Raw genomic sequence first — 20,827 nt, forward strand, 5'->3', positions numbered from 1 at the left:
ACGCCCTTCGCCTTCCTCATGGTCCTTACGACGGACGACCGTACCGCCCCGCGGTGCCGGGGCAAAGCCGAGGGCCCACGCCCGGACAGGCATGGGCCCCAGGTGATCGGGTCCGGTCGCGGAACGGTCGGACCCGGGGTGGCGGTCAGACTCCGAGGAGGTCCACCACGAAGATCAGCGTCTCGCCGGGCTGGATGGCCGGGGTGGGGCTCTGGTTGCCGTAGGCCAGGTGCGCCGGGATGGTCAGCTGGCGGCGGCCGCCGACCTTCATGCCCTGCACGCCGAGGTCCCAGCCCTTGATGACCCGGCCGCCGCCCAGCGGGAAGCGGAACGGAGTGCCCCGGTTCCAGCTGGCGTCGAACTCCTCGCCGGTGCTGAAGGCGACACCCACGTAGTGGACGGTGACGGTCTGGCCCGCCTGCGCCACCTCGCCGTCGCCCTCCCAGATGTCCTTGATCTCGAGGTCCGCCGGGGGCTCGCCGCCGGGGAAGTCGATCTCGGGCTTCTCGATGCTCACGTCACTTGCTCCTGCTCGGTGTCGGAAAGGCAACGGTCACAGTCTCGCATCCCCGCGCGATCACATCTTCGCGAGGATGTCGACGGTGAACACCATCGTGGAGTCCTTCTCCAGGCCGCTGCCGGCCGGCGGCTGGTCGCCGTAGCCCAGCGACGGCGGGATGACGATGAGGACGCGGCTGCCGACCTTCTTGCCGGTCAGTCCCTGCGCCCAGCCCTTGACGACCTGCTGGAGCCCGAACGACGTCAGCGCGCCCCGGCTGTACGTCGAGTCGAACTCCTTGCCGGTGTTCCACACCACGCCCTTGTACTGCACCAGCACACTGTTGTCCGCCGCGACCACGTCGCCGTCGCCCTCGATCACGTACTTCGCGACGAGGCCCTTGGGCGGGTCCGCCTTCGGCACCTCGACGGAGGGCGCCTTGCCGTCGGTGTTGGTGCCGACCTTGGGCAGCTTGGCGTCGCTCTGCGGGACGTCCTTGCCCTTGGCGGAGCTCTTGGCGTTGAAGGTCTCCAGGAGGTCGACCACGAACACCAGCGTGTCGGTGCCCTTGATGCCCGCCTGGGAGTTGCCCTGCGCGCCGTAGCCCCAGGTGGGCGGGACGGAGAACTCCACCCGGCTGCCGGTCTTCTTGCCGGTGAGCGCGTACCGCCAGCCGTCGATGATGCTGCCCGCGGCCAGCTGGATGACCAGCGGCGTCTTGCGGTCGTAGGAGTTGTCGAACACCTTGGCGGTGTCCCAGACCTGGCCGAGGTAGTTCGCCTGGACGTAGTCGTTCTCCGCGACGGTCTTCCCGCCACCCGCGATCACCGTCTTCACGGCGAGCTGGTCGGACGGCTTGCCGCTGCCCTTGGCGACGGTCGGCTTCTCACCGAACTTCGTGCCCGCCGTGATGGCCGGCAGCGGCCCGTCGACGATCTTCGGCGCCGGCGCGGCGGACGTCTGCGACGCGGACGGCGACGCGCTGTCGCTCGCCTTGCTCGAGTCGGACGAGTCGTCGCCGCAACCGGCGAGCGTGACCAGTCCAGCGGGGACGGCGGCGAGGATGAGGGAGCGTCGGCGCACGGTGGGGGCCTCGTAATCGGTCGATCTTGTGATGGCGTGCGCGCAACTCTACGGCGTGAGACGGGCGCCGTACGGGAAACGTACGGCGCCCGTGTTGCGTTCCGAACTCATCTGCGGAACCCGTCCGCGGAACTCACCCGCGGTGCGCGGCCCGGACCCGCGCTCGGCTCACATTCCGGCGATCAGCTTCTCCACCCGGTCGTCCACCGAACGGAACGGGTCCTTGCACAACACGGTCCGCTGCGCCTGGTCGTTCAGTTTGAGGTGGACCCAGTCGACCGTGAAGTCCCGGCGCTGTTCCTGCGCCCGCCGGATGAAGTCGCCGCGCAGCCGGGCCCGAGTGGTCTGCGGCGGCACCGACTTGCCCTCGAAGATCTTCAAGTCGTCGCAGATCCGCGCCGTCTGGCCCTTCTTCTCCAGCAGGTAGTACAGCCCACGACGGCGGTGGATGTCGTGGTAGGCGAGGTCTATCTGCGCCACGCGCGGGTGCGACATCGTCATGTTGTGCTTGGCGCGGTACCGCTCCAGCAGCTTGTACTTGATCACCCAGTCGATCTCGGTGCCGATCCGGTCGAGGTCCTCCGCCTCGATCGCGTCCAGCGTCCGGCCCCACAGCTCCAGCACCCGCTCCACCGTGCCGGTGCGGATGCCGCGGCGCTCGCAGAAGTCGACGGCCTTCTCGTAGTACTCGCGCTGCACCTCCAGGGCGGAGGCCTCGCGGCCGCTGGCCAGGCGCACCTTGCGCCGGCCGGTGATGTCGTGGCTGACCTCGCGGATCGCCCGGATCGGGTTCTCCAGGGTCAGGTCGCGCATCACCGTGCCCGCCTCGATCATGCGCAGCACCAGGTCGGTGGCGCCGACCTTGAGCAGCATGGTCGTCTCGGACATGTTCGAGTCACCGACGATCACGTGCAGCCGGCGGTAGCGCTCGGCGTCGGCGTGCGGCTCGTCCCGCGTGTTGATGATCGGCCGCGAACGGGTCGTCGCCGAGGAGACGCCCTCCCAGATGTGCTCGGCGCGCTGGCTCACGCAGTACACCGCACCGCGCGGGGTCTGCAGCACCTTGCCGGCGCCGCACAGCAGCTGCCGCGTCACCAGGAACGGGATGAGGATGTCCGCCAGCCGGGAGAACTCCCCGTGCCGGGCCACCAGGTAGTTCTCGTGGCAGCCGTAGGAGTTGCCGGCCGAGTCGGTGTTGTTCTTGAAGAGGTAGACGTCGCCCGCGATTCCCTCCTCGTGCAGGCGGCGTTCCGCGTCGACCAGCAGCCCCTCGAGAATGCGCTCGCCGGCCTTGTCGTGAGTGACCAGTTCGATCACGTTGTCACATTCGGGTGTCGCGTATTCAGGATGGGAGCCCACGTCGAGATACAGGCGGGCGCCGTTCCGCAGGAACACATTGCTGCTGCGGCCCCATGACACGACACGGCGGAAGAGGTACCGCGCCACCTCGTCGGGAGACAGGCGCCGCTGTCCCCTGAACGTACACGTGACGCCGTACTCGTTCTCCAGCCCGAAAATGCGGCGGTCCATGACTGAACATTACGCCCGATCCCCCGAGCTGAAACGGGGTTCGACGGCACGGTTCGGATCATTTTCCGACGACACCGCGACCACCGCGTGAACAGCGGGCGCCGCCATTACCCGTCCGGCGGCGAGCAAAACCAGCAACGACACGGCACCCGCCGCACCCGGCACCGCGAAGCCCCACCGGGCCCCGCCCGCCTCGACGACCGGACCGGCCACGCCCGTCCCCACCGACGCGCCGACCGTGAACGTCGTCACCAGCCAGGAGAACGCCTCCGTGACCGTGCCGCTCGGCGCGTGCCGGTCGACGATGACGAAGGCGCACGCGATCGCCGGCGCGAGGAACACACCGGCCAGCGCCGTGAGCGCCACCATCGCCACGGCACCCGGCATCAGCGTCAACGGCAGGTAACACACCGCGAGCAGCGCCACCAGCACCCGCAGTCGCCGCTCGGGCGCCCCCGGCCAGGTCCGCGCCCCGTACACCGAGCCGCCCAGCAGCGCGCCCAGGCCCAGCGCGGCCATCAGCCAGCCGTACACCCCGTCACCGCCGTGGTCGTCGGCGTACGGCACGGACGCGACCGTGATGGACCCCAGCGCCATCCCGATGAACAGGAACGCGCCCAGCAGCACCAGCAGGCCCGGCGAGCGCAGGGCACCCAGCCAGTGCGCCTCACGGGGCGCCGACCGCCACGCGCGCGAGGGCGCCGACACCACCACCGACAGCGCGCCGAGCACCCCGAGGACGTTCAGCACCAGCAGCGCCGCCCCGGCCGACCACAGCGACACGCACAGGGTGACCAGCAGCGGCCCGACCGTGAACATCACCTCCTGGGCGATCGCGTCCATGGCGTACGCCGTGTGCACCTGGTCCTCACGGCGCAGCACCGACGGCCACAGCGCCCGCAGGCCGCCCTCCAGCGGCGGCGTGAACAGACCGGCCGCCCCGACCGCGGCATAGGCGAGCGGCAGCGGGTCCAGGCCGGTGAACGCGAAGACGGCCATCGCGAGGGCCGAGGCCAGCGCGGCCGGCAACTGCACCCGCGGCTGGCCGTGCAGGTCCACCAGCCGGCCCAGGACCGGCTGGCCCACGGCGTTGGCGACGCCGTACACCGCCGCCAGCGCACCCGCGAGGCTGTAGCTGCCGCCCTCGGCCCGTACGAACAGCACGACGGCGATCGCCGCGGTGGCGTTCGGCAGCCGCCCGACCAGGGTGCCGGCGAGCAGACGCGCGGCGTGTCGCGCCCTGAGGATCTCCAGGTATCCCGCGGCCATGCTGTGCGCCTCCGTCGGCTGGGTGAGGCTGCGGCGGCGGCCGCACCCACGAGGTTTTACGTATAACTAGACCGTCCATACGTACCATGTGCGCTGTTCACCAGTCCACACGAAAGAGCAGGCCCACGGTGGCACGAGGTAGCACCAGCGCGCGCCCCACCAGCCGTGACGTGGCCCAGGCGGCCGGAGTGTCCCAAGCGGCCGTCTCCCTCGTCCTCGGCGACAAATGGCGCGGACGCGTCTCCGAAACCACCGCCGAACGCGTCCGGGAAGCAGCCCGCCGGCTCGACTACCGGCCCAACCTCGCCGCCCGCAACCTGCGCCTCGGCCGCACCCGCACCGTCCTCCTCGTCGTCCCCGCCCTCACCACCGAGTTCTTCGCCGGCGTCTACACCGGCGCCGCCCGCGTCGCCGCCGACCACGGCTTCGGCGTCGTCCTCTACCCCTCCCCCGAAGGCATCGGCCCCGCCCGCGACCCCTTCGCCTCCGCCCAGGCAGCACTCGACGGCGTCCTCGCCTCCTCCATGGCCGCCGACGCCCTCACCGCCATCCGCGGCGACCGACTCCCCCTCGTCATGCTCGACAGCGACCCCCACGGCAGCCTCGGCGCCGCCACCGTCAACCTCGACATCGCCGACGGCACCCGCCGGATCGCCGACCACCTCCTCGGACTCGGCCACCGCCACTTCCTCCACGTGGCCGCCGACATCCCCTCCTGGACCTTCGAAGTACGCGCACGGGAACTCGCCACCCGCCTGAACGCCGTCCCCGGCACCACACTCCGCACAACCGGCACCCCCATGACCATCGAAGGCGCCCTCGCCGCCGCCGAGACCGCCCTCGACGCCCCCGGCCCCCGCCCCACAGCCGTCGTCTGCGACGACGACAAACTCGCCGCCGGCGTCTACAAGGCCCTCCGCCGACGCGGACTGCGCGTCCCCGACGACGTCTCCGTCACCGGCGTCGACGACATCGCCCTGGCCACCGCCCTCGACCCCGAACTCACCACCCTCCGCCTCGACGCCGAACGCTTCGGCGAACACGGCATGCACGCCCTCCTCGCCGTCCTGGAAGGCCGAACGCCCGAACAAGGGGACATCCCCGTCGAACTCGTCGTCCGCGGCTCCACAGGCGCCCCCAGACCCTCCTGAACGCCCCGTGCCCCGGCCGGAAGGTCGGCCGGGGCACGGACAGGGCAAGCACGCAGGGCGAGGGACGCCAACGCCCCGACGGATCAGTCGTCGTCCGAAGAGCTCTCCGCCTCGGTCGACGGCCCACCGGACTGCAGCAACCGCGACAACTGCGCTCCACCGATCCGCTTGAACTTGCGCTTCTGCGGACGCGTACGGTCCAGCACCGCCACCTCCAGCCGCTCCGCCGGGATCTCCCGCTCGGAACCGTTGGTGTCACGCGACAGCGCCTGCACGGCCAGCTTCAACGCCTCCGCGAGACTCATGCCGTCCCGGTGGCGCTGGTCCAGGTAACTGCTGATCTGCTCGGCGTTCCCGCCGACCGCGACCGAACCGTGCTCGTCCACGATCGACCCGTCGTGCGGCAACCGGTAGATCTGGTCACCCTCGGGCGTCTCCCCGACCTCCGCCACGACCAGCTCCACCTCGTACGGCTTCTCGGCCGCCGAGGAGAAGATCGTGCCCAGCGTCTGGGCGTAGACGTTGGCCAGGCCCCGGGCCGTCACATCGTCCCGGTCGTACGTGTAACCCCGCAGGTCGGCGTACCGGACACCGCCGATCCGCAGGTTCTCGTACTCGTTGTACTTGCCGGCGGCCGCGAAACCGATCCGGTCGTAGATCTCGCTGAACTTGTGCAGCGCACGGGACGGGTTCTCGCCGACGAACACGATGCCGTCGGCGTACTGGAGCACGACCAGGCTGCGGCCACGGGCGATGCCCTTGCGCGCGTACTCCGCGCGGTCCGCCATCGCCTGCTGGGGTGAGACATAGAACGGCGTCGACACCGGCTATCCGTCCCTTTCTGTGGAAGTCACTGGATCACCTGGCGGGAAGCGGCGGACGGCTACAGCAGGGCGGCACGCGGGCCGTCCGGCTGCTCCAGCCGGCGCTCCAGGATCGAACGGGCGATCGCGGAGGACTCGTCGTCATTGAGCCGGCGGAAGCCGTCCTCGGTGATCACGGTGACGATCGGGTAGATCCGGCGGGCGACATCGGGACCACCCGTCGCCGAGTCGTCGTCAGCCGCGTCGTACAGGGCCTGCACCACCAGCGTCGTGGCCTCGGCCTCACTGAGGTCCTCACGGAACAGCTTCTTCATGGCGCCGCGCGCGAAGATCGAACCCGAACCCGTCGCCGCGTAACCGTGCTCCTCCGAACGGCCACCCGTCACGTCGTACGAGAAGATCCGGCCCTTGGCCCGGTCCACGTCGAAACCCGCGAACAACGGCACCACGGCCAGACCCTGCATGGCCATGCCCAGGTTGGAACGGATCATCGTCGACAGACGGTTCGCCTTGCCCTCCAGCGACAGCTGCGCACCCTCGACCTTCTCGAAGTGCTCCAGCTCGAGCTGGAAGAGCTTCACCATCTCCACGGCCAGGCCCGCGGTGCCCGCGATGCCCACCGCCGAGTACTCGTCGGCCGGGAACACCTTCTCGATGTCGCGCTGGGCGATGACGTTGCCCATGGTGGCCCGGCGGTCACCGGCGAGGACCACACCGCCAGGGAACGTCACGGCCACGATCGTCGTGCCGTGCGGCGCCTCGATCACACCCTGCGTGGGCGGCAGTTGCCGGTTGCCGGGCAGCAACTCCGGCTGGTGCTCGGACAGGAAGTCCATGAACGAGGCCGACCCAGGCGTCAGGAAGGCAGCTGGTAGACGCCCGGTGCTACGAGTGTTGGCTTCCACGCGATTCCTTCCACGTAAGCAGCAGCCCGCCTTATGGCATCGGGCCGATCCTTGAACTGCCCCAGTGCGGCATTGCAGCTGAAGCACAGTACGCCACGGACCCTACCCGTCTGGTGGCAGTGATCCACATGCTCCGCCGGGGCGGCAAGACATATGCAGCAGACTCCCCGCTGTTCGGCCACGAGCGCCTCCAGCTCCGCGGGGGTGAGGCCGTACCTGCGCTTGAAGTAGCTGATCCTGTTCCGCTCGGCCCTGCACTCCCGGCAGTAGCTCGCCCAGCCGTCCGACGACGACTTGTTGCGCTCCCACTCGGCGTGCGGCTTCACCAGTTCACACTGGGGACACCGCTTGTGTCCGGGCGGCACGGCGATCTTCTCGCGCACCTTCTTCCCCTTGGCCTCCTGGCGCTGCCGGTAGTACTCGGCGGAGCACTTCCGGCAGTACGCCTGGAGACCGTCGGGCATGGACTTGTTGCTCGCGAACGCCTCACGTGGCAGATACGTCTCGCACCGCGAACAGCGTCTCGCATTCGAGGCCACTTCCACCCCGAGCCCCCACCATCACCTTCGAAGCTAAGGCAGAGTCACTCTCCGCCTTTCTGAACGAAGGACCTCACGAAATCCTCGGCATTCTCTTCGAGTACATCGTCAATTTCGTCAAGAACGGAGTCGACGTCGTCGCTCAGCTTCTCGTGGCGTTCCTTGAGGTCGTCCGTCGCCTGCGCGTCCTGCGCCTGCTCCTCGACCTCCTCCGTGGAACGCGTGGCCTTCTGCTGCCCGCCGCCGGTGTCCTTGGTCGCCATAACCCTCACCCCGCTCAGTTCGCCCGCCATGGTCGGCAGGTCGGCTTTCCTGCCGATCGGTGATGATCAGACCCTACAAGCCGGGTCCGACATCGGCCCCGCAGTTGGTGCAACGGACTGCACCGCGAGGGGACCACCTCGATGATTCCCTGGCGCCGGGGTTTCCACCCCCGCGCCGGGGTCCGGCCGAGTACCCCCTCAGTTGCCCGACAGCACCCTGACCAGGTCTTCCGCGGTGCGGCACCGGTCGAGGAGCTCCTTGACGTGATTTCGCGTTCCGCGAAGCGGTTCGAGGGTTGGGACGCGCTGGAGGGAGTCCCGGCCCGGCAGGTCGAAGATCACGGAGTCCCAGGACGCGGCCGCGACGTCGTCGGCGTACTGCTCCAGGCAGCGGCCGCGGAAGTAGGCGCGGGTGTCCTCGGGCGGCTTGGTGACGGCTCGCTCGACCTCGGTCTCGTCCAGGAGCCGTTTCATGCGTCCGCGGGCCACCAGGCGGTTGTAGAGGCCCTTCTCGGGGCGCACGTCGGCGTACTGGAGGTCGACGAGGTGGAGCCGGGCGGCGTCCCAGTCGAGGCCGTCGCGACGCCGGTAGCCCTCCATGAGTTCCCGCTTGGCGACCCAGTCGAGTTCGCCGGCGAGGCTCATGGGGTCGTTCTCGAGCCGGGTGAGGGTGTCCTCCCAGCGGGCGAGGACGTCCTTGGTCTGGTCGTCGGCGTCGGCGCCGTAGCGTTCCTCGACGTACTTGCGGGAGAGCTCGTAGAACTCCATCTGGAGCTGGACCGCGGTGAGTGTGCGGCCGCTGCGCAGGGTGACCAGGCGCTTGAGGGTGGGGTCGTGCGAGACCTGGTGGAGGGTGCGTACGGGCTGGTCGACGGCGAGGTCGACGGCGATGAAGCCGTCCTCGATCATGGACAGGACCAGGGCGGTGGTGCCCAGCTTGAGGTAGGTGGAGATCTCCGAGAGGTTGGCGTCGCCGATGATGACGTGCAGGCGGCGGTATTTCTCGGCGTCCGCGTGGGGTTCGTCGCGGGTGTTGATGATGGGGCGCTTGAGTGTCGTCTCGAGGCCGACTTCGACTTCGAAGTAGTCGGCGCGCTGGCTGAGCTGGAAGCCGTGTTCGTGGCCGTCCTGGCCGATGCCGACGCGACCGGCGCCGGCGAAGACCTGGCGGGAGACGAAGAAGGGCGTGAGGTGGCGCACGATGTCCGAGAAGGGGGTCTCCCGCTTCATCAGGTAGTTCTCGTGCGTGCCGTAGGAGGCGCCCTTGTTGTCGGTGTTGTTCTTGTAGAGGTGGATCGGCTGGGCGCCGGGGAGCTGTCCGGCGCGTTCGGCGGCCTCGGCCATGATCCGTTCGCCGGCCTTGTCCCAGAGGACCGCGTCGCGCGGGTTGGTGACTTCGGGGGCGCTGTATTCGGGGTGTGCGTGGTCGACGTAGAGGCGTGCGCCGTTGGTGAGGATGACGTTGGCCAGCCCGATGTCCTCGTCGGTGAGCTGGGTGGAGTCGGCGGCCTCGCGGGCGAGGTCGAAGCCCCGTGCGTCGCGCAGCGGGTTCTCCTCCTCGAAGTCCCAGCGGGCCCGGCGGGCCCGGTGCATCGCCGCCGCGTAGGCGTTGACGATCTGGGACGAGGTGAGCATGGCATTGGCGTTGGGGTGGCCGGGGACGGAGATTCCGTACTCCGTCTCGATGCCCATTACTCGCCGTACGGTCATGCGGCCCTCCTTGCCCGGCGGCACCCTCGGTCGTGGGCGCCGCTCAAGTACCGCTGGTGCTCCGGTGCCCGTGCGGTGCCCGTCCCCGCACTGCGCGACCCGGCGGTACGGAAGAGCCTAGAACGCCTTTGCGCTGGTGGGGAGATCATTTGCGTCATTGCCTTGCTCGCCTTGTTCCGGCCGTGTCCGGAGAAAAGCGTCGGCTGCGGGTACCCCGTGAGGGCACCCGCAGCCGCCCTGGGTGTTACAGGTACTGTCCGGTATTCGCCACCGTGTCGATGGAGCGGCCGGTGTCGGCGCCCTGCTTTCCGGTGATGAGTGTCCGGATGTAGACGATGCGCTCGCCCTTCTTGCCGGAGATGCGGGCCCAGTCGTCGGGGTTGGTGGTGTTGGGCAGGTCCTCGTTCTCCTTGAACTCGTCCACGCAGGCCTGGAGGAGGTGGGAGACGCGGAGGCCCTTCTGGTTCTTCTCGAGGAAGTCCTTGATCGCCATCTTCTTGGCGCGGCCCACGATGTTCTCGATCATGGCGCCGGAGTTGAAGTCCTTGAAGTAGAGGACTTCTTTGTCGCCGTTGGCGTAGGTGACTTCCAGGAAGCGGTTCTCCTCGGACTCGGCGTACATGTGTTCCACGGCCGTCTGGATCATGTTCTGGACCGTGGCGCCCTTGTCGCCGCCGTGCTCGCCGAGGTCGTCGGCGTGCAGCGGGAGGCGCTGGGTGAGGTACTTGCCGAAGATGTCCTTGGCGGCTTCGGCGTCCGGACGTTCGATCTTGATCTTCACGTCCAGGCGGCCGGGGCGCAGGATGGCGGGGTCGATCATGTCCTCGCGGTTGGAGGCGCCGATCACGACCACGTTCTGCAGGCCTTCCACGCCGTCGATCTCGGCGAGCAGCTGGGGGACGATGGTGTTCTCCACGTCCGAGCTGACTCCGGATCCGCGGGTGCGGAAGAGGGATTCCATCTCGTCGAAGAAGACGATGACGGGGGTGCCCTCGCTGGCCTTCTCGCGGGCCCGCTGGAAGACCAGGCGGATCTGCCGCTCGGTCTCGCCGACGTACTTGTTGAGCAGCTCGGGGCCCTTGATGTTGAGGAAGAAGCTCTTGCCGGCGGCCTGGCCGGTGACTTCGGCGACCTTCTTGGCGAGGGAGTTCGCCACGGCCTTGGCGATGAGTGTCTTGCCGCAGCCGGGGGGGCCGTAGAGCAGGACGCCCTTGGGCGGGCGCAGTTCGTGCTCCTTGAACAGGTCCGGGTAGAGGTAGGGGAGCTCGACCGCGTCGCGGATCGCTTCGATCTGGTTGCCCAGGCCGCCGATCTGCTCGTAGCCGATGTCCGGGACCTCTTCGAGGACGAGTTCTTCGACCTCGCTCTTGGGCACGACCTCGTAGACGTAGCCGGAGCGGGGTTCGAGGAGCAGGGCGTCGCCGGGTCGGATGGTGACGTCCAGCAGCGGCTCGGCGAGCCGTACCACCCGTTCCTCGTCGGTGTGCCCGAGCACCAGGGCGCGTTCGCCGTCCTCGAGGATCTCCTTGAGGGTGACGATGTCGCCGACGCGCTCGTACTGCATGGCCTCGACCACGTTGAGCGCTTCGTTGAGCATGACTTCCTGGCCGCGCCGCAGTTCTTCGAGCTCGACGCCGGGGCTGACGTTCACCCGGAGCTTTCGGCCCCCGGTGAAGATGTCGGCGGTGCCGTCCTCGTTGGCGGCGAGGAAGACGCCGAAGCCGGCCGGTGGCTGGGCGAGCCGGTCGACTTCCTCCTTGAGGGCCACGATCTGGTCGCGGGCCTCACGGAGCGTGTTGGCCAGTCGCTCGTTCTGTGCGGACACGCCGGCCAGATTGGTCTGCAGCTCGACGATCCGCTCTTCGAGAATCCTCGTGTGTCGCGGAGAGTCGGCGAGCTTGCGTCGCAGGACGGCGATCTCCTGCTCAAGGTAGGCGATCTGCCCGGCCGGGTCGTCGGACCCGCGTCCCGGGCGGATGCCGCGGTTCATGTCGTCGTCGTGGGCTGCCACGGTCCTCACCTCCTCCAAGGGGAGCTGGACGCTTCCAGACCCTACCTGGGTGGGTGTCGATTGAAACCCCTAGATCACAAAGACGGTCGGGGTGTGTCCGATCTTCACCCTTGCGCTCTCCCTCACGCCAGGGGGATACCCATCGAACACGGTTGGAAAGCTGCCCCAGGTAGGGTCGAAGTGTTCAACACCCGTCAGAGCCTGCATCGTTCCCAGGCGGCTCGGCACTAAACGGCAGGGAGACATGAGCGTGCAGCAGGAGGCGTCGGTCGACGGCGAGGCACTGGAGGTCTGGATCGATCAGGACCTCTGTACCGGTGACGGCATCTGTGCCCAGTACGCGCCGGAGGTGTTCGAGCTGGACATCGACGGTCTGGCGTACGTCAAGACCGCGGACGACCGGCTGCTCCAGGACAGGGGGGCGACGACTGCGGTGCCGTTGCCGCTGCTCACGGACGTGGTGGACTCCGCGAAGGAGTGTCCGGGCGAGTGCATCCACGTGCGGCGCGTTTCGGACAAGGTCGAGGTCTACGGTCCGGACGTGGCGTGACGTCGGGGTGACGGGCCGGGGCGTGCGGGGCGGGTGCGCTGTCTGATTTCTCACAGCGCGGTGCGCCCGGCGGTGGGTCGGTTTCAGACGCTGTGGGCGCCGGCCGGGGTCGAGCGGACGAACCGGTCGTCCTTCCACCGCCACTGGGCGGTGTCCTTGACGTCGGGGCAGCAACTGGGCACGTCGGCCGTCGAGTAGCCGAGGAACGAGGCGCGTACGGTGCCGTCGACGACGGACACGCGCGTGACCGTCCTGCGTTCCTGGGGGTCGATGAGGGTGGCGACCACGCGTGCGGTCTTCTCGCCGGCGGCCCGGGTGAGGACGTACAGGGCGTCGGGCGGGGTGCCCATGGGGGCGTCGCAGTGGACCACGGCCACGGTTTCGGGCCGGCCGTCGCCGTCGAGGTCGCCGGTGGCCTTGCGCTGCACCAGGGCCCGTACGGGGCCGCACTCCAGGGGGAAGTCGACGCCGGTGGTGGCGGGGGCGGCGGCGGGTGCCGACGCGGTGCGCGGGCCGGGGGTCTGGGCGGCGGTCGCTGATCCGGGCTGGACGACGGAGGAGAGGGCCACGACGCCGGCCACGGCGGTGGCGGTCGCGAGCCAGTGGATGGGCCTGGTGTGGGTGTGGGCCAGTTCCGGAACGGCGGAGTGCTGCACTGGGTGTGTCTCCGTGAGGGCTGTGCCGGTGGGGGTGGCCAGCATCGTGCCACACGTCACAGGCCGGGGGAACGGCGGGGTCACGGTCCGTCGGACGTGGAGCGCGGGATCGGGACGGCACGCGCGGGTGGCGTCGGGACCTGGCGCCGGGCCGTGGCTCCAAGACGACGACGCCGTGGTCGAGTTCCCGGCGGGGGCGGGGAACTCGGCCACGGCGGTCGTGCGTTGAGTGGGGTGCGGGGTGGTCCGGACCGGGGTCCGGGCCGGGTTCAGCGGCCCATGCCCCCGTCGGCGTTGGGGCCGGCGTAGTCCTCGCCGTAGGCGCCCTTGGCGGGGCGGCGGCGGCGCATGGGCGGCTCGACGCCGTCCGCGAGGCGGCGGGCGGTGAGCAGGAAGCCGGTGTGGCCGATCATCCGGTGGTCCGGGCGGACGGCCAGGCCTTCGATGTGCCAGTTGCGGATCATCGTCTCCCAGGCGGTCGGCTCGTTGAAGCAGCCGATCTCCCGGATGGACTCGACGGTGCGGGCCAGCTGGGTGGTGGTGGCGACGTAGCAGCAGAGGATGCCGCCGGGCACGAGCGCCTTGGAGACGGCCTCCAGGCATTCCCAGGGGGCGAGCATGTCGAGGATGACGCGGTCGACGTCGGTGTCGCTCAGGTTGTCCTGGAGGTCGCCGACGGTCAGCTGCCAGGCCGGGTGGGGGCCGCCGAAGTAGCGCTCGACGTTCTGCCGGGCGATGTCGGCGAAGTCCTCGCGCCGCTCGTAGCTGTGCAGCATGCCCTGGTCGCCGATGGCGCGCAGCAGGAAGCTGCTGAGCGAGCCGGAGCCGACGCCGGCTTCGACGACGCGCGCGCCGGTGAAGATGTCGGCGAAGGCGAGGATCTGCCCCGCGTCCTTCGGGTAGACGACGGCTGCCCCGCGGGGCATGGACAGGACGTAGTCGGGGAGCAGGGGGCGCAGCGCGAGGTAGGCGACGTTCCCGGTGGTGCGGACGACGCTGCCCTCGGGAGCACCGATCAGTTCGTCGTGCGGGAAGGAACCCTTGTGGGTGTGGAAGTTCTTCCCGGCCTCGAGCGTGAACGTGTAGTGGCGGCCCTTGGGGTCGGTCAGCTGTACCTGGTCCCCGACCTTGAAGGGCCCGCGCCTGCGGGCGGCACCGGTCGGTTCGGACATGTGACCAGCCTACCGGCGTTTGCGGGGCCCGCCGACCACGGTGTCCGTGCGGGCAGGGTGCTGGGGCGGGCGGGGCGGGGGCGGGCGGGGCGGGGGCGGGCGGGGCGGGCCATGGCGCGGACGAACGCGCGCTCCACGTCGGCCGCGGACAGCACGCCGTAGATCTCGCCGGTCTCCTCGACGACCAGGTACTCGGTGGCGGGGGTGGCGCGCAGGACGTCCAGGAGGTCCTCCCCCGCGAGTTCCGCGGAGACGCGCATGCCGTCGGTCAGGTCCTGGGCGAGGCCGCTGACGGCCACCCAGGGGCGCCGGTGCTCCGGTACGCCGACGATGGCGGCCTCGCGGACGAGGGACAGGGGTTCGCCGTGGGGGTCGACGACGACCAGGGCGCGGGCGCCGGCGTCGTTGGCGCGGCGCAGGGCCTCGGAGAGCGGGGTGTCGGTCTCGACGGGCACGGCGCGGCGGGTGAGGTTGCGGGCGCGCAGCTCGGGGAGGTGTTCGCGCAGGCGGGCCATGCGCAGGCTGTTGCCGGCGCCGGTCCAGATGATCGCGGCGAGGATGGCGGCCAGCAGGGCGTCGGTGACGGTGTCCATGCCGACGCTGTCCTCGGCGTTGGAGCCGAGGGCGCCGGACTGGGTGAGCAGCGGCAGTCCGATCAGGACGGTGACGGCGAGGGCGCGGCCGACCCAGGCGGCGGCGACGGTGCCGGTCATCGGCCTGCCGGTGAGCTTCCAGACGACGGCGCGGAGCATGCGGCCGCCGTCGAGCGGGAGGCCGGGCAGCAGGTTGAAGATCGCGACGATCAGGTTGGAGACCATCAGGCCGGCCAGCAGGACGCCGGGGACCGTGCCGGGCTCGACGGGCTGCATGGCGAGGTAGAAGACGCCGGCGAGGACGAGGGAGAGCAGCGGGCCGACGAAGGCGAGGACGAACTCGCGGCCCGGGGTCTCGGCCTCCTTCTCGATCTCGGAGACGCCGCCGAAGAACTGGAGCCGGATGCGGCGGACCGGGAGCTTGAAGCGGAGCGCGGCGACGGTGTGCGCGAGCTCGTGGATGAGGACGGAGGCGTAGAAGGCGACCGCGAAGAAGAGGGAGACCAGGTAGCGGGCGGCGCCGAGGTCGGGCAGGACGCGCTCCAGCTGTCCGCCGAACACCCAGGTGATCAGTGCGGCGACGAGGAACCAGCTGGGCGCCACGTACACCGGGACGCCGAACGGCCGCCCCATCAGCAGGCCGCCCCGCGGCTCCGGGGGGCGCTGGGGCGGGCGGGGCGGGGCGGGGGGTGCGGCGGTGGCGGCCGGGGTGGGGGAAGCCTGGGGGGCTGCGCCGGGGGCCGCCGGGGTGTCCTCGGTGTGCGCGAGGGTGCGCGGGTGGTGGTCGGCGTGGGGGTGGGGGGTGCCGGCCTCGGTGCGGTGACCGCCGGGGTGGTCGGTGCCGTGGTCGGGGTGGGGTGTGCCCGCTTCGGTGCGGTGACCGCCGGAGTGGTCCGTGCCGTGGTCGGCGGGGGGTGCGTCGGGGGCGGGCGCCGACTGCGGCGCGGGGGCGGCGGGCTCGGGGGCGGACGGGGCCTGTGACCCGGGGTCGGACGGGGCGGCGCCGCTCGGAGGTGTCGGCTGGGACGGCGGCTCGGGCGTCGGCTCAGCGGCCGGCTCCCGCGGCGGAACGGGGGCGTCCGGCTGGGTCTCCGGGGCCGGCTCGTCGGGGTGCCGGTCGCCTCGTACCGGATCCTGCGCCGCCGTGGGCCGATGGTCGTCGCCCTCGTGGGGCCGGGCGGTGGGTGCCTCGGTGGGGCGCGCCGGGTGCGAGGGCGTGCCGGAGGGAGGAGCCGTGGGCTCCGTCGCCTGCTCGGCCCGCTCCTCGTTGGCCGGGCGCGGCCGCCCGCTCCCGCCGCTTTCCACCACGGTGTCCCCTCGTTCGCAGTGTCTTCCGCGCCTGCCGGGCGGAAGGGTCTCGGACCGATGGTATGCGGCCGTCGCGGCGCGTTCCGCCCCGCACCCCTGTGTTTCCCGGGGCGGGGGGTGGTCCGTGGGGGCGGAGCGGGGTGACTGTCGGTGGTGGGCCGTAAGGTCTGTGGTCATGGAGAGCAGCAGCGAGGACGTGACGACAGCACCGGCCGTACGGGACGCCCCGGCGTCGGCCGTGGCCACACCGCCGACCTCGCTGTCCCCGTCGCGTGCGGGTGACTTCATGCAGTGCCCGCTGCTGTACCGCTTCCGGGTGATCGACCGGCTGCCGGAGAAGCCGAGCCCGGCGGCGACGAAGGGCACGCTGGTCCACGCGGTGCTGGAGCGGCTGTTCGACGCGCCGCCTGCGGAGCGGACCGCGCCGCGCGCCAAGTCGTTGATCCCGGGCCAGTGGGACCGGCTGCGCGAGAGCCGCCCGGAGCTGACGGAGCTGTTCGCGGACGACCCGGAGGGCGAGCGGCTGGCGGGCTGGCTCACGGAGGCCGAGGGACTGGTCGAGCGGTGGTTCAGCCTGGAGGACCCGACCCGTCTCGAGCCGGCCGAGCGGGAGCTGTTCGTGGAGACCGAGCTGGACTCGGGGCTGCGGCTGCGCGGCATCATCGACCGGGTCGACGTGGCACCGACCGGCGAGGTGCGCATCGTCGACTACAAGACGGGCAAGGCGCCCCGCCCGGAGTACGCCGAGGGCGCCCTGTTCCAGATGAAGTTCTACGCCCTGGTCGTCTGGCGGCTGAAGCAGGTGGTGCCGCGGCGGCTGCAGTTGGTGTACCTGGGCAGCGGCGACGTCCTGACGTACGACCCGGTCGTCGCCGACCTGGAGCGGGTGGAGCGCAAGCTGCTCGCGCTGTGGGAGGCGATCCGGCAGGCGACGGAGAGCGGGGACTGGCGACCGCGCCCGACGAAGCTGTGCGGCTGGTGCGACCACCGCGAGCACTGCCCGGAGTTCGGCGGCACTCCCCCGCCCTACCCCCTTCCGGTGAAAGTCGCCGGGGCCGGGGCCGACGGCCCGCCCCCGGCGAGGGCGCCCGAGTCCGGTCCCGGCCCGCAGGGCAGAATGGGGCCGGACTAGCGAAGGAGACTCACGTGGCCATCCGCGTCCTACTGGTCGACGACCAGCCCCTGCTGCGTACGGGCTTCCGGATGATCCTGGAGGCGGAGCAGGACCTCGCGGTCGTGGGCGAGGCCGGCGACGGTCTGCAGGCCCTCGACCAGGTGCGGGCCCTGCAGCCCGATGTGGTGCTCATGGACATCCGGATGCCCCGGATGGACGGCGTCGAGGCGACCCGTCAGATCACCGGCCCGGAGCGCAACGGCCCGGCGAAGGTGCTCGTGCTGACCACGTTCGACCTCGACGAGTACGTCGTGGAGGCGCTGCGCGCCGGTGCCAGCGGCTTCCTGCTGAAGGACGCGCCGGCCAACGAACTGGTGCAGGCCATCCGGGTGGTGGCCGGTGGCGAGGCCATGCTGGCGCCGAGCATCACGCGCCGGCTGCTCGACAAGTACGCCACCCACCTCCCCTCGGGCGAGGAGCCGGTACCGGACACGCTGCACACCCTGACCGACCGTGAGGTCGAGGTGCTGAAGCTGGTGGCGCGCGGCCTGTCGAACGCCGAGATCGCCGCCGACCTGTTCGTCAGCGAGACGACGGTGAAGACGCACGTCGGGCACGTGCTGACCAAGTTGGGTCTGCGCGACCGGGTGCAGGCCGCGGTCTACGCGTACGAGAGCGGGCTGGTGCGTCCCGGCGCGCAGTAGGCGGCCGCGGCGAAGAACGGAGAAAAGGGGCGGTCCCCCTCCCTCGGGGGGGGGGACCGCCCCTTCGCTTGCCGGTGTGCGGTGACTACTCGCTGACGCCGCGGCCGAGCTCCCAGAGCTGGAGGGAGGAGGCCGAGTTCAGCACGTAGGCGGTGCCGGTGATGTCGTCGCGGGCGGCGACGAACTCCTTGCCCTGCCACAGCGGGAGGATCGGGACGTCGTCGGCGACGATGTCCTGGATCTCGGTCAGGCTCTTGTCCGAGGCGCGGTCGGTCTCGCGGCGGGACTCCGGGATCAGCGTATTGATGATCTTGCTGTTGGAGTACGGCGAGTTGAGGGTGTTGTCCTTGTCCAGGAACGGCGCCAGGAAGTTGTCGGCGTCGGGGAAGTCGGGGAACCAGCCCATGCCGTAGACGGCGTACTCGCCCTTGCGCTCGGCGGGGATGAACGCGTCCCAGGCGGTGCCCTTGATGGTGACGTCGAACAGCCCGCTGTCGTTGAGCTGCTTCGACAGGACCTCGAACTCCTGCTTGGTGGCGGCACCGTAGTGGTCGGTGGTGTAGTTCAGCGTGAGCTTCACCGGGGTGCTGATGTCGGCCTTCTGCAGCAGCGACTTGGCCTTGGCGACGCTCGGGTCGCCGTACTTGTTGTAGAAGGCGTTGGTGTGGCCGGCGACGGAGGCCGGGACCAGCGAGTACAGCGGCTCGGCCTGGGTGCCGTAGACCTCGGTGACGAGCTTGCTGCGGTCGATGACCTGGGCCATGGCCGCGCGGACGGCCCTGCTCTCCACGGCCGGCGCTTCGGTGTTGAACGCCAGGTAGCGGATGCCCAGTCCGGCGACGTCCACCAGCTCGACCTTGCTGTCGGTGGAGCTCGGGGCGGACAGCTTGTCGACCTGGGCGGGCGTCATGCTGCGGGTCATGACGTCGATGTCACCCTTGTCCAGGGCCTTGCCCATGGTGTCGGCGTCCGCGAAGGAGGCCATCTCCACCTTGTCGTTGTTCACCTTCAGCGTCCCCTTGTAGTGGGGGTTCTTGGTGAACACGGCGCGGGTCATCTCGTCGCCGTCGGTCTCGGCCTTCAGCGTGTACGGGCCCGATCCGTCGACCGAGAAGCCGTCGCGCAGCTTGTCCTTGGCGTAGTCGTCGGGGTTGACGATGCCCGCGACCGGCGTGGACAGCTTGTACGGGAAGGTGGCGTCGGCCGTCTTCAGGTGGAAGATGACCTCGCGGTCGCCCTGGGTCTCGATGGTGTCGACGGTCGACATCAGCGCGAAGACACCCGTGTCGGCCTTGATGGTGCGGGCGCGCTCGATGGAGAACTTCACGTCCGCGGCGGTGATCGCCTCGCCGTTGGAGAACTTCAGGCCGTCGCGCAGCTTGCAGGCGTAGCGCTCGTTGCCGGTGTCGGTGAAGCCACAGCTCTCCGCGGCCTCCGGGACCGGCTGACCGTCGCCCTTGGGCAGGATCATCAGGGTCTGCACGGTCTGGCGCAGGATGTTCCACGAGCCGACGTCGTAGGCGTAGGCCGGGTCGAGGGGCGCGGGGGCGTCCTTGGTAGCCGTGAACCGGTCGGTGGTGCCCACCACGATGGCGTTGCCGCCTCCGCTGCCGCTGTCGGACCCGCCGCACGCGGCGAGCACGGGCGCGAGCAGACCGACGACGGCCGGCAGCACCAGATTCTTGCGGTTCATGCTCGAGTTTCTCCAGAGCGTTCGGGTCCGTGTATCCGGCATGCAGGGGTGTCGCGGCGGAACACGGGGGTAGGTGCGAGGTTCTCGCGATGAGATTAGTCGGCACCGTCACGGACCCCCGCCCGTGGCGGAGTTGAATGCCCATCACTGAGCGGAACCGGGTGCGGACGGACTGAAAACGCGCCAGCGGAAGGATTAGTGCAGCGGTCTACCAATCGGGACACAAGGGCGCGCCCAGATGCCCCGAACGGGGACGCAGAGCACATCCGGGCCCGACTGTCGACGCGTCGCGGCGTGGGAAACGTCACATCCCGGGGTGCCGGGGGCGGGGAGCGGAATTCGGCCTGCGACGAAGATCGGAATTCCCCCGGCGGGGGCGCGCCGAATTCCTCCCCTAACAGCGGCGGGCACCGGGGCTAACGACGGTGCACGCTGGGTGAACACCTACCGCATTTGTGTCATCAGGCCGCGCAGGAATGTCAGGTCGACCTCTTCCAGCGAGCTGACCACGGTCCGCCGGGCGGCCGGGGAGATGGGGGCGACCGACGGCACGGCGACCACGTGGCAGCCCGCGGCCTCCGCCGAGGCGACGCCGGTGGCGGTGTCCTCGACGACGGCGCACCGGGTCGGGTCGACGCCCAGTCCGGCGGCGGCGCGCAGGTAGGGCTCCGGGTGCGGCTTGGTGCGGGCCACCTCGTCACCTGCCACGCTGAGCCGGAAGTGCTGAGGGCCGAGCGAGGCCAGCACCCGGTCGATGATGCGCCGGTGCGAGGCGGAGACCAGGGCCGTGGGCACCTGGTGCTCGGCCAGCTCGGCGAGCAGCCGGGTGGCTCCGGGCATCAGCGGCAGGGCCGTCTCGATGCGCTCCTCGAAGCCCTGGTTGAGCAGGACGCTCAGGTCGGCGAGGCCGATGTCGGCGCCGGTCGCCTCGATGAGGAACCCCGCGCTGCGGGTCATGGGGCCGCCCACCACGACATGGCGCCAGGACTCGTCGAGGGTGTGGCCCAGGCGGGCGAAGACCTCGACCTCGACGTCCCACCAGAAGCCCTCGGTGTCCACCAGGGTGCCGTCCATGTCGAGGAACACGGCCTGGAGGGCCGAACCCTCGGCCGGCCGGGTGTCGAGCGCGGGGACCGTGCTGGTCATCCACGTACCTCCTGAAGGGACGAGCAGGCCGGTTCCCGCGCGGGGAACCGGCCTTCGGTGGACCGACCAGTGTACGACGTCCGACGACGGAACGCCTCGTTCGCCCG

General features: G+C 70.3%; 19 protein-coding genes. 4 read left to right on the forward strand and 15 right to left on the reverse strand.

The features are described 5' to 3' along the window. Positions 1–145: 145 nt before the first annotated feature. The 4 genes from E4U91_RS07050 to E4U91_RS07065 form a co-directional block, all read right to left on the reverse strand. Positions 146–517: an FKBP-type peptidyl-prolyl cis-trans isomerase gene (locus tag E4U91_RS07050; RefSeq protein WP_137302164.1), complete on the reverse strand. Its 372-nt coding sequence runs from the start codon at positions 515–517 to the stop codon at positions 146–148. Positions 518–577: 60 nt separating this feature from the next. Then, positions 578–1,582 carry an FKBP-type peptidyl-prolyl cis-trans isomerase gene (locus E4U91_RS07055; protein WP_137306028.1) on the reverse strand — a complete coding sequence of 335 codons (1,005 nt, stop codon included), beginning with the start codon at positions 1,580–1,582 and terminating at the stop codon, positions 578–580. 168 nt (positions 1,583–1,750) lie between these two features. Next, positions 1,751–3,112, reverse strand: a complete 1,362-nt coding sequence (gene pafA, locus E4U91_RS07060; protein WP_067235198.1) for a Pup--protein ligase — start codon at positions 3,110–3,112, stop codon at positions 1,751–1,753. Between the two features lie 9 nt (positions 3,113–3,121). Continuing rightward, the gene (locus E4U91_RS07065; protein ID WP_137306029.1) at positions 3,122–4,381 is read right to left on the reverse strand and encodes an MFS transporter; all 1,260 of its coding nucleotides are present in this window, start codon (positions 4,379–4,381) and stop codon (positions 3,122–3,124) included. 86 nt (positions 4,382–4,467) lie between these two features. Here E4U91_RS07065 and E4U91_RS07070 point away from each other — a divergent pair, with 86 nt between their 5' ends. Beyond that, complete coding sequence (locus E4U91_RS07070) at positions 4,468–5,532, forward strand: LacI family DNA-binding transcriptional regulator (protein WP_137306030.1); 1,065 nt, start codon at positions 4,468–4,470, stop codon at positions 5,530–5,532. Between the two features lie 83 nt (positions 5,533–5,615). Here E4U91_RS07070 and prcA read toward each other — a convergent pair whose 3' ends face one another. The 6 genes from prcA to arc form a co-directional block, all read right to left on the reverse strand. Further along, complete coding sequence (prcA, locus tag E4U91_RS07075) at positions 5,616–6,356, reverse strand: proteasome subunit alpha (RefSeq protein ID WP_137302159.1); 741 nt, start codon at positions 6,354–6,356, stop codon at positions 5,616–5,618. A gap of 59 nt (positions 6,357–6,415) precedes the next feature. Then, a complete protein-coding gene (prcB, locus tag E4U91_RS07080; protein ID WP_137306031.1) occupies positions 6,416–7,261 on the reverse strand; it encodes a proteasome subunit beta in 846 nt (281 codons plus the stop codon). Continuing rightward, entirely contained in the window at positions 7,213–7,725 is a 513-nt protein-coding gene (locus tag E4U91_RS07085) for an endonuclease VII domain-containing protein (RefSeq protein ID WP_137306032.1), read from the reverse strand. The genes prcB and E4U91_RS07085 overlap by 49 nt, the downstream gene beginning before the upstream one ends. A 119-nt stretch (positions 7,726–7,844) precedes the next feature. Next, positions 7,845–8,063, reverse strand: coding sequence for a ubiquitin-like protein Pup (locus tag E4U91_RS07090; RefSeq protein ID WP_121888496.1), 219 nt, complete (start codon positions 8,061–8,063; stop codon positions 7,845–7,847). Positions 8,064–8,261: 198 nt separating this feature from the next. Next, positions 8,262–9,773 carry a depupylase/deamidase Dop gene (gene dop / locus E4U91_RS07095; RefSeq protein ID WP_338326663.1) on the reverse strand — a complete coding sequence of 504 codons (1,512 nt, stop codon included), beginning with the start codon at positions 9,771–9,773 and terminating at the stop codon, positions 8,262–8,264. 244 nt (positions 9,774–10,017) lie between these two features. Next, a complete protein-coding gene (arc, locus tag E4U91_RS07100; protein ID WP_067235183.1) occupies positions 10,018–11,784 on the reverse strand; it encodes a proteasome ATPase in 1,767 nt (588 codons plus the stop codon). Between the two features lie 244 nt (positions 11,785–12,028). Between arc and E4U91_RS07110 the strand changes: the two genes are divergently transcribed. Then, on the forward strand, positions 12,029–12,334 hold the full coding sequence (locus E4U91_RS07110) for a ferredoxin (RefSeq protein ID WP_137306033.1): 306 nt from the start codon (positions 12,029–12,031) through the stop codon (positions 12,332–12,334). 83 nt (positions 12,335–12,417) lie between these two features. Here E4U91_RS07110 and E4U91_RS07115 read toward each other — a convergent pair whose 3' ends face one another. The 3 genes from E4U91_RS07115 to E4U91_RS07125 form a co-directional block, all read right to left on the reverse strand. Continuing rightward, positions 12,418–12,990, reverse strand: a complete 573-nt coding sequence (locus E4U91_RS07115) for a hypothetical protein (protein ID WP_137306034.1) — start codon at positions 12,988–12,990, stop codon at positions 12,418–12,420. Between the two features lie 269 nt (positions 12,991–13,259). Beyond that, a complete protein-coding gene (locus E4U91_RS07120; RefSeq protein WP_137302153.1) occupies positions 13,260–14,162 on the reverse strand; it encodes a tRNA (adenine-N1)-methyltransferase in 903 nt (300 codons plus the stop codon). Continuing rightward, the gene (locus E4U91_RS07125; RefSeq protein ID WP_241678527.1) at positions 14,096–16,063 is read right to left on the reverse strand and encodes a site-2 protease family protein; all 1,968 of its coding nucleotides are present in this window, start codon (positions 16,061–16,063) and stop codon (positions 14,096–14,098) included. Before E4U91_RS07125 ends, E4U91_RS07120 begins: the two co-directional genes overlap by 67 nt. 175 nt (positions 16,064–16,238) lie before the next feature. Between E4U91_RS07125 and E4U91_RS07130 the strand changes: the two genes are divergently transcribed. Both E4U91_RS07130 and E4U91_RS07135 read left to right on the forward strand, forming a co-directional pair. Continuing rightward, a complete protein-coding gene (locus E4U91_RS07130; protein WP_137306035.1) occupies positions 16,239–17,195 on the forward strand; it encodes a RecB family exonuclease in 957 nt (318 codons plus the stop codon). 14 nt (positions 17,196–17,209) lie between these two features. Beyond that, a complete protein-coding gene (locus E4U91_RS07135; RefSeq protein WP_067235162.1) occupies positions 17,210–17,881 on the forward strand; it encodes a response regulator in 672 nt (223 codons plus the stop codon). Between the two features lie 85 nt (positions 17,882–17,966). On the opposite strand, the gene E4U91_RS07140 is transcribed toward E4U91_RS07135, so the two are convergent. Together E4U91_RS07140 and E4U91_RS07145 are read right to left on the reverse strand one after the other, a co-directional pair. Continuing rightward, complete coding sequence (locus E4U91_RS07140; RefSeq protein WP_137306036.1) at positions 17,967–19,574, reverse strand: ABC transporter substrate-binding protein; 1,608 nt, start codon at positions 19,572–19,574, stop codon at positions 17,967–17,969. A gap of 444 nt (positions 19,575–20,018) precedes the next feature. Beyond that, on the reverse strand, positions 20,019–20,720 hold the full coding sequence (locus E4U91_RS07145) for an HAD family hydrolase (protein ID WP_137306037.1): 702 nt from the start codon (positions 20,718–20,720) through the stop codon (positions 20,019–20,021). Between the last annotated feature and the right edge of the window lie 107 nt (positions 20,721–20,827).

Origin of the sequence: Streptomyces lasalocidi, assembly GCF_005280215.1 — a bacterium.
Lineage (GTDB): Bacteria > Actinomycetota > Actinomycetes > Streptomycetales > Streptomycetaceae > Streptomyces > Streptomyces longwoodensis.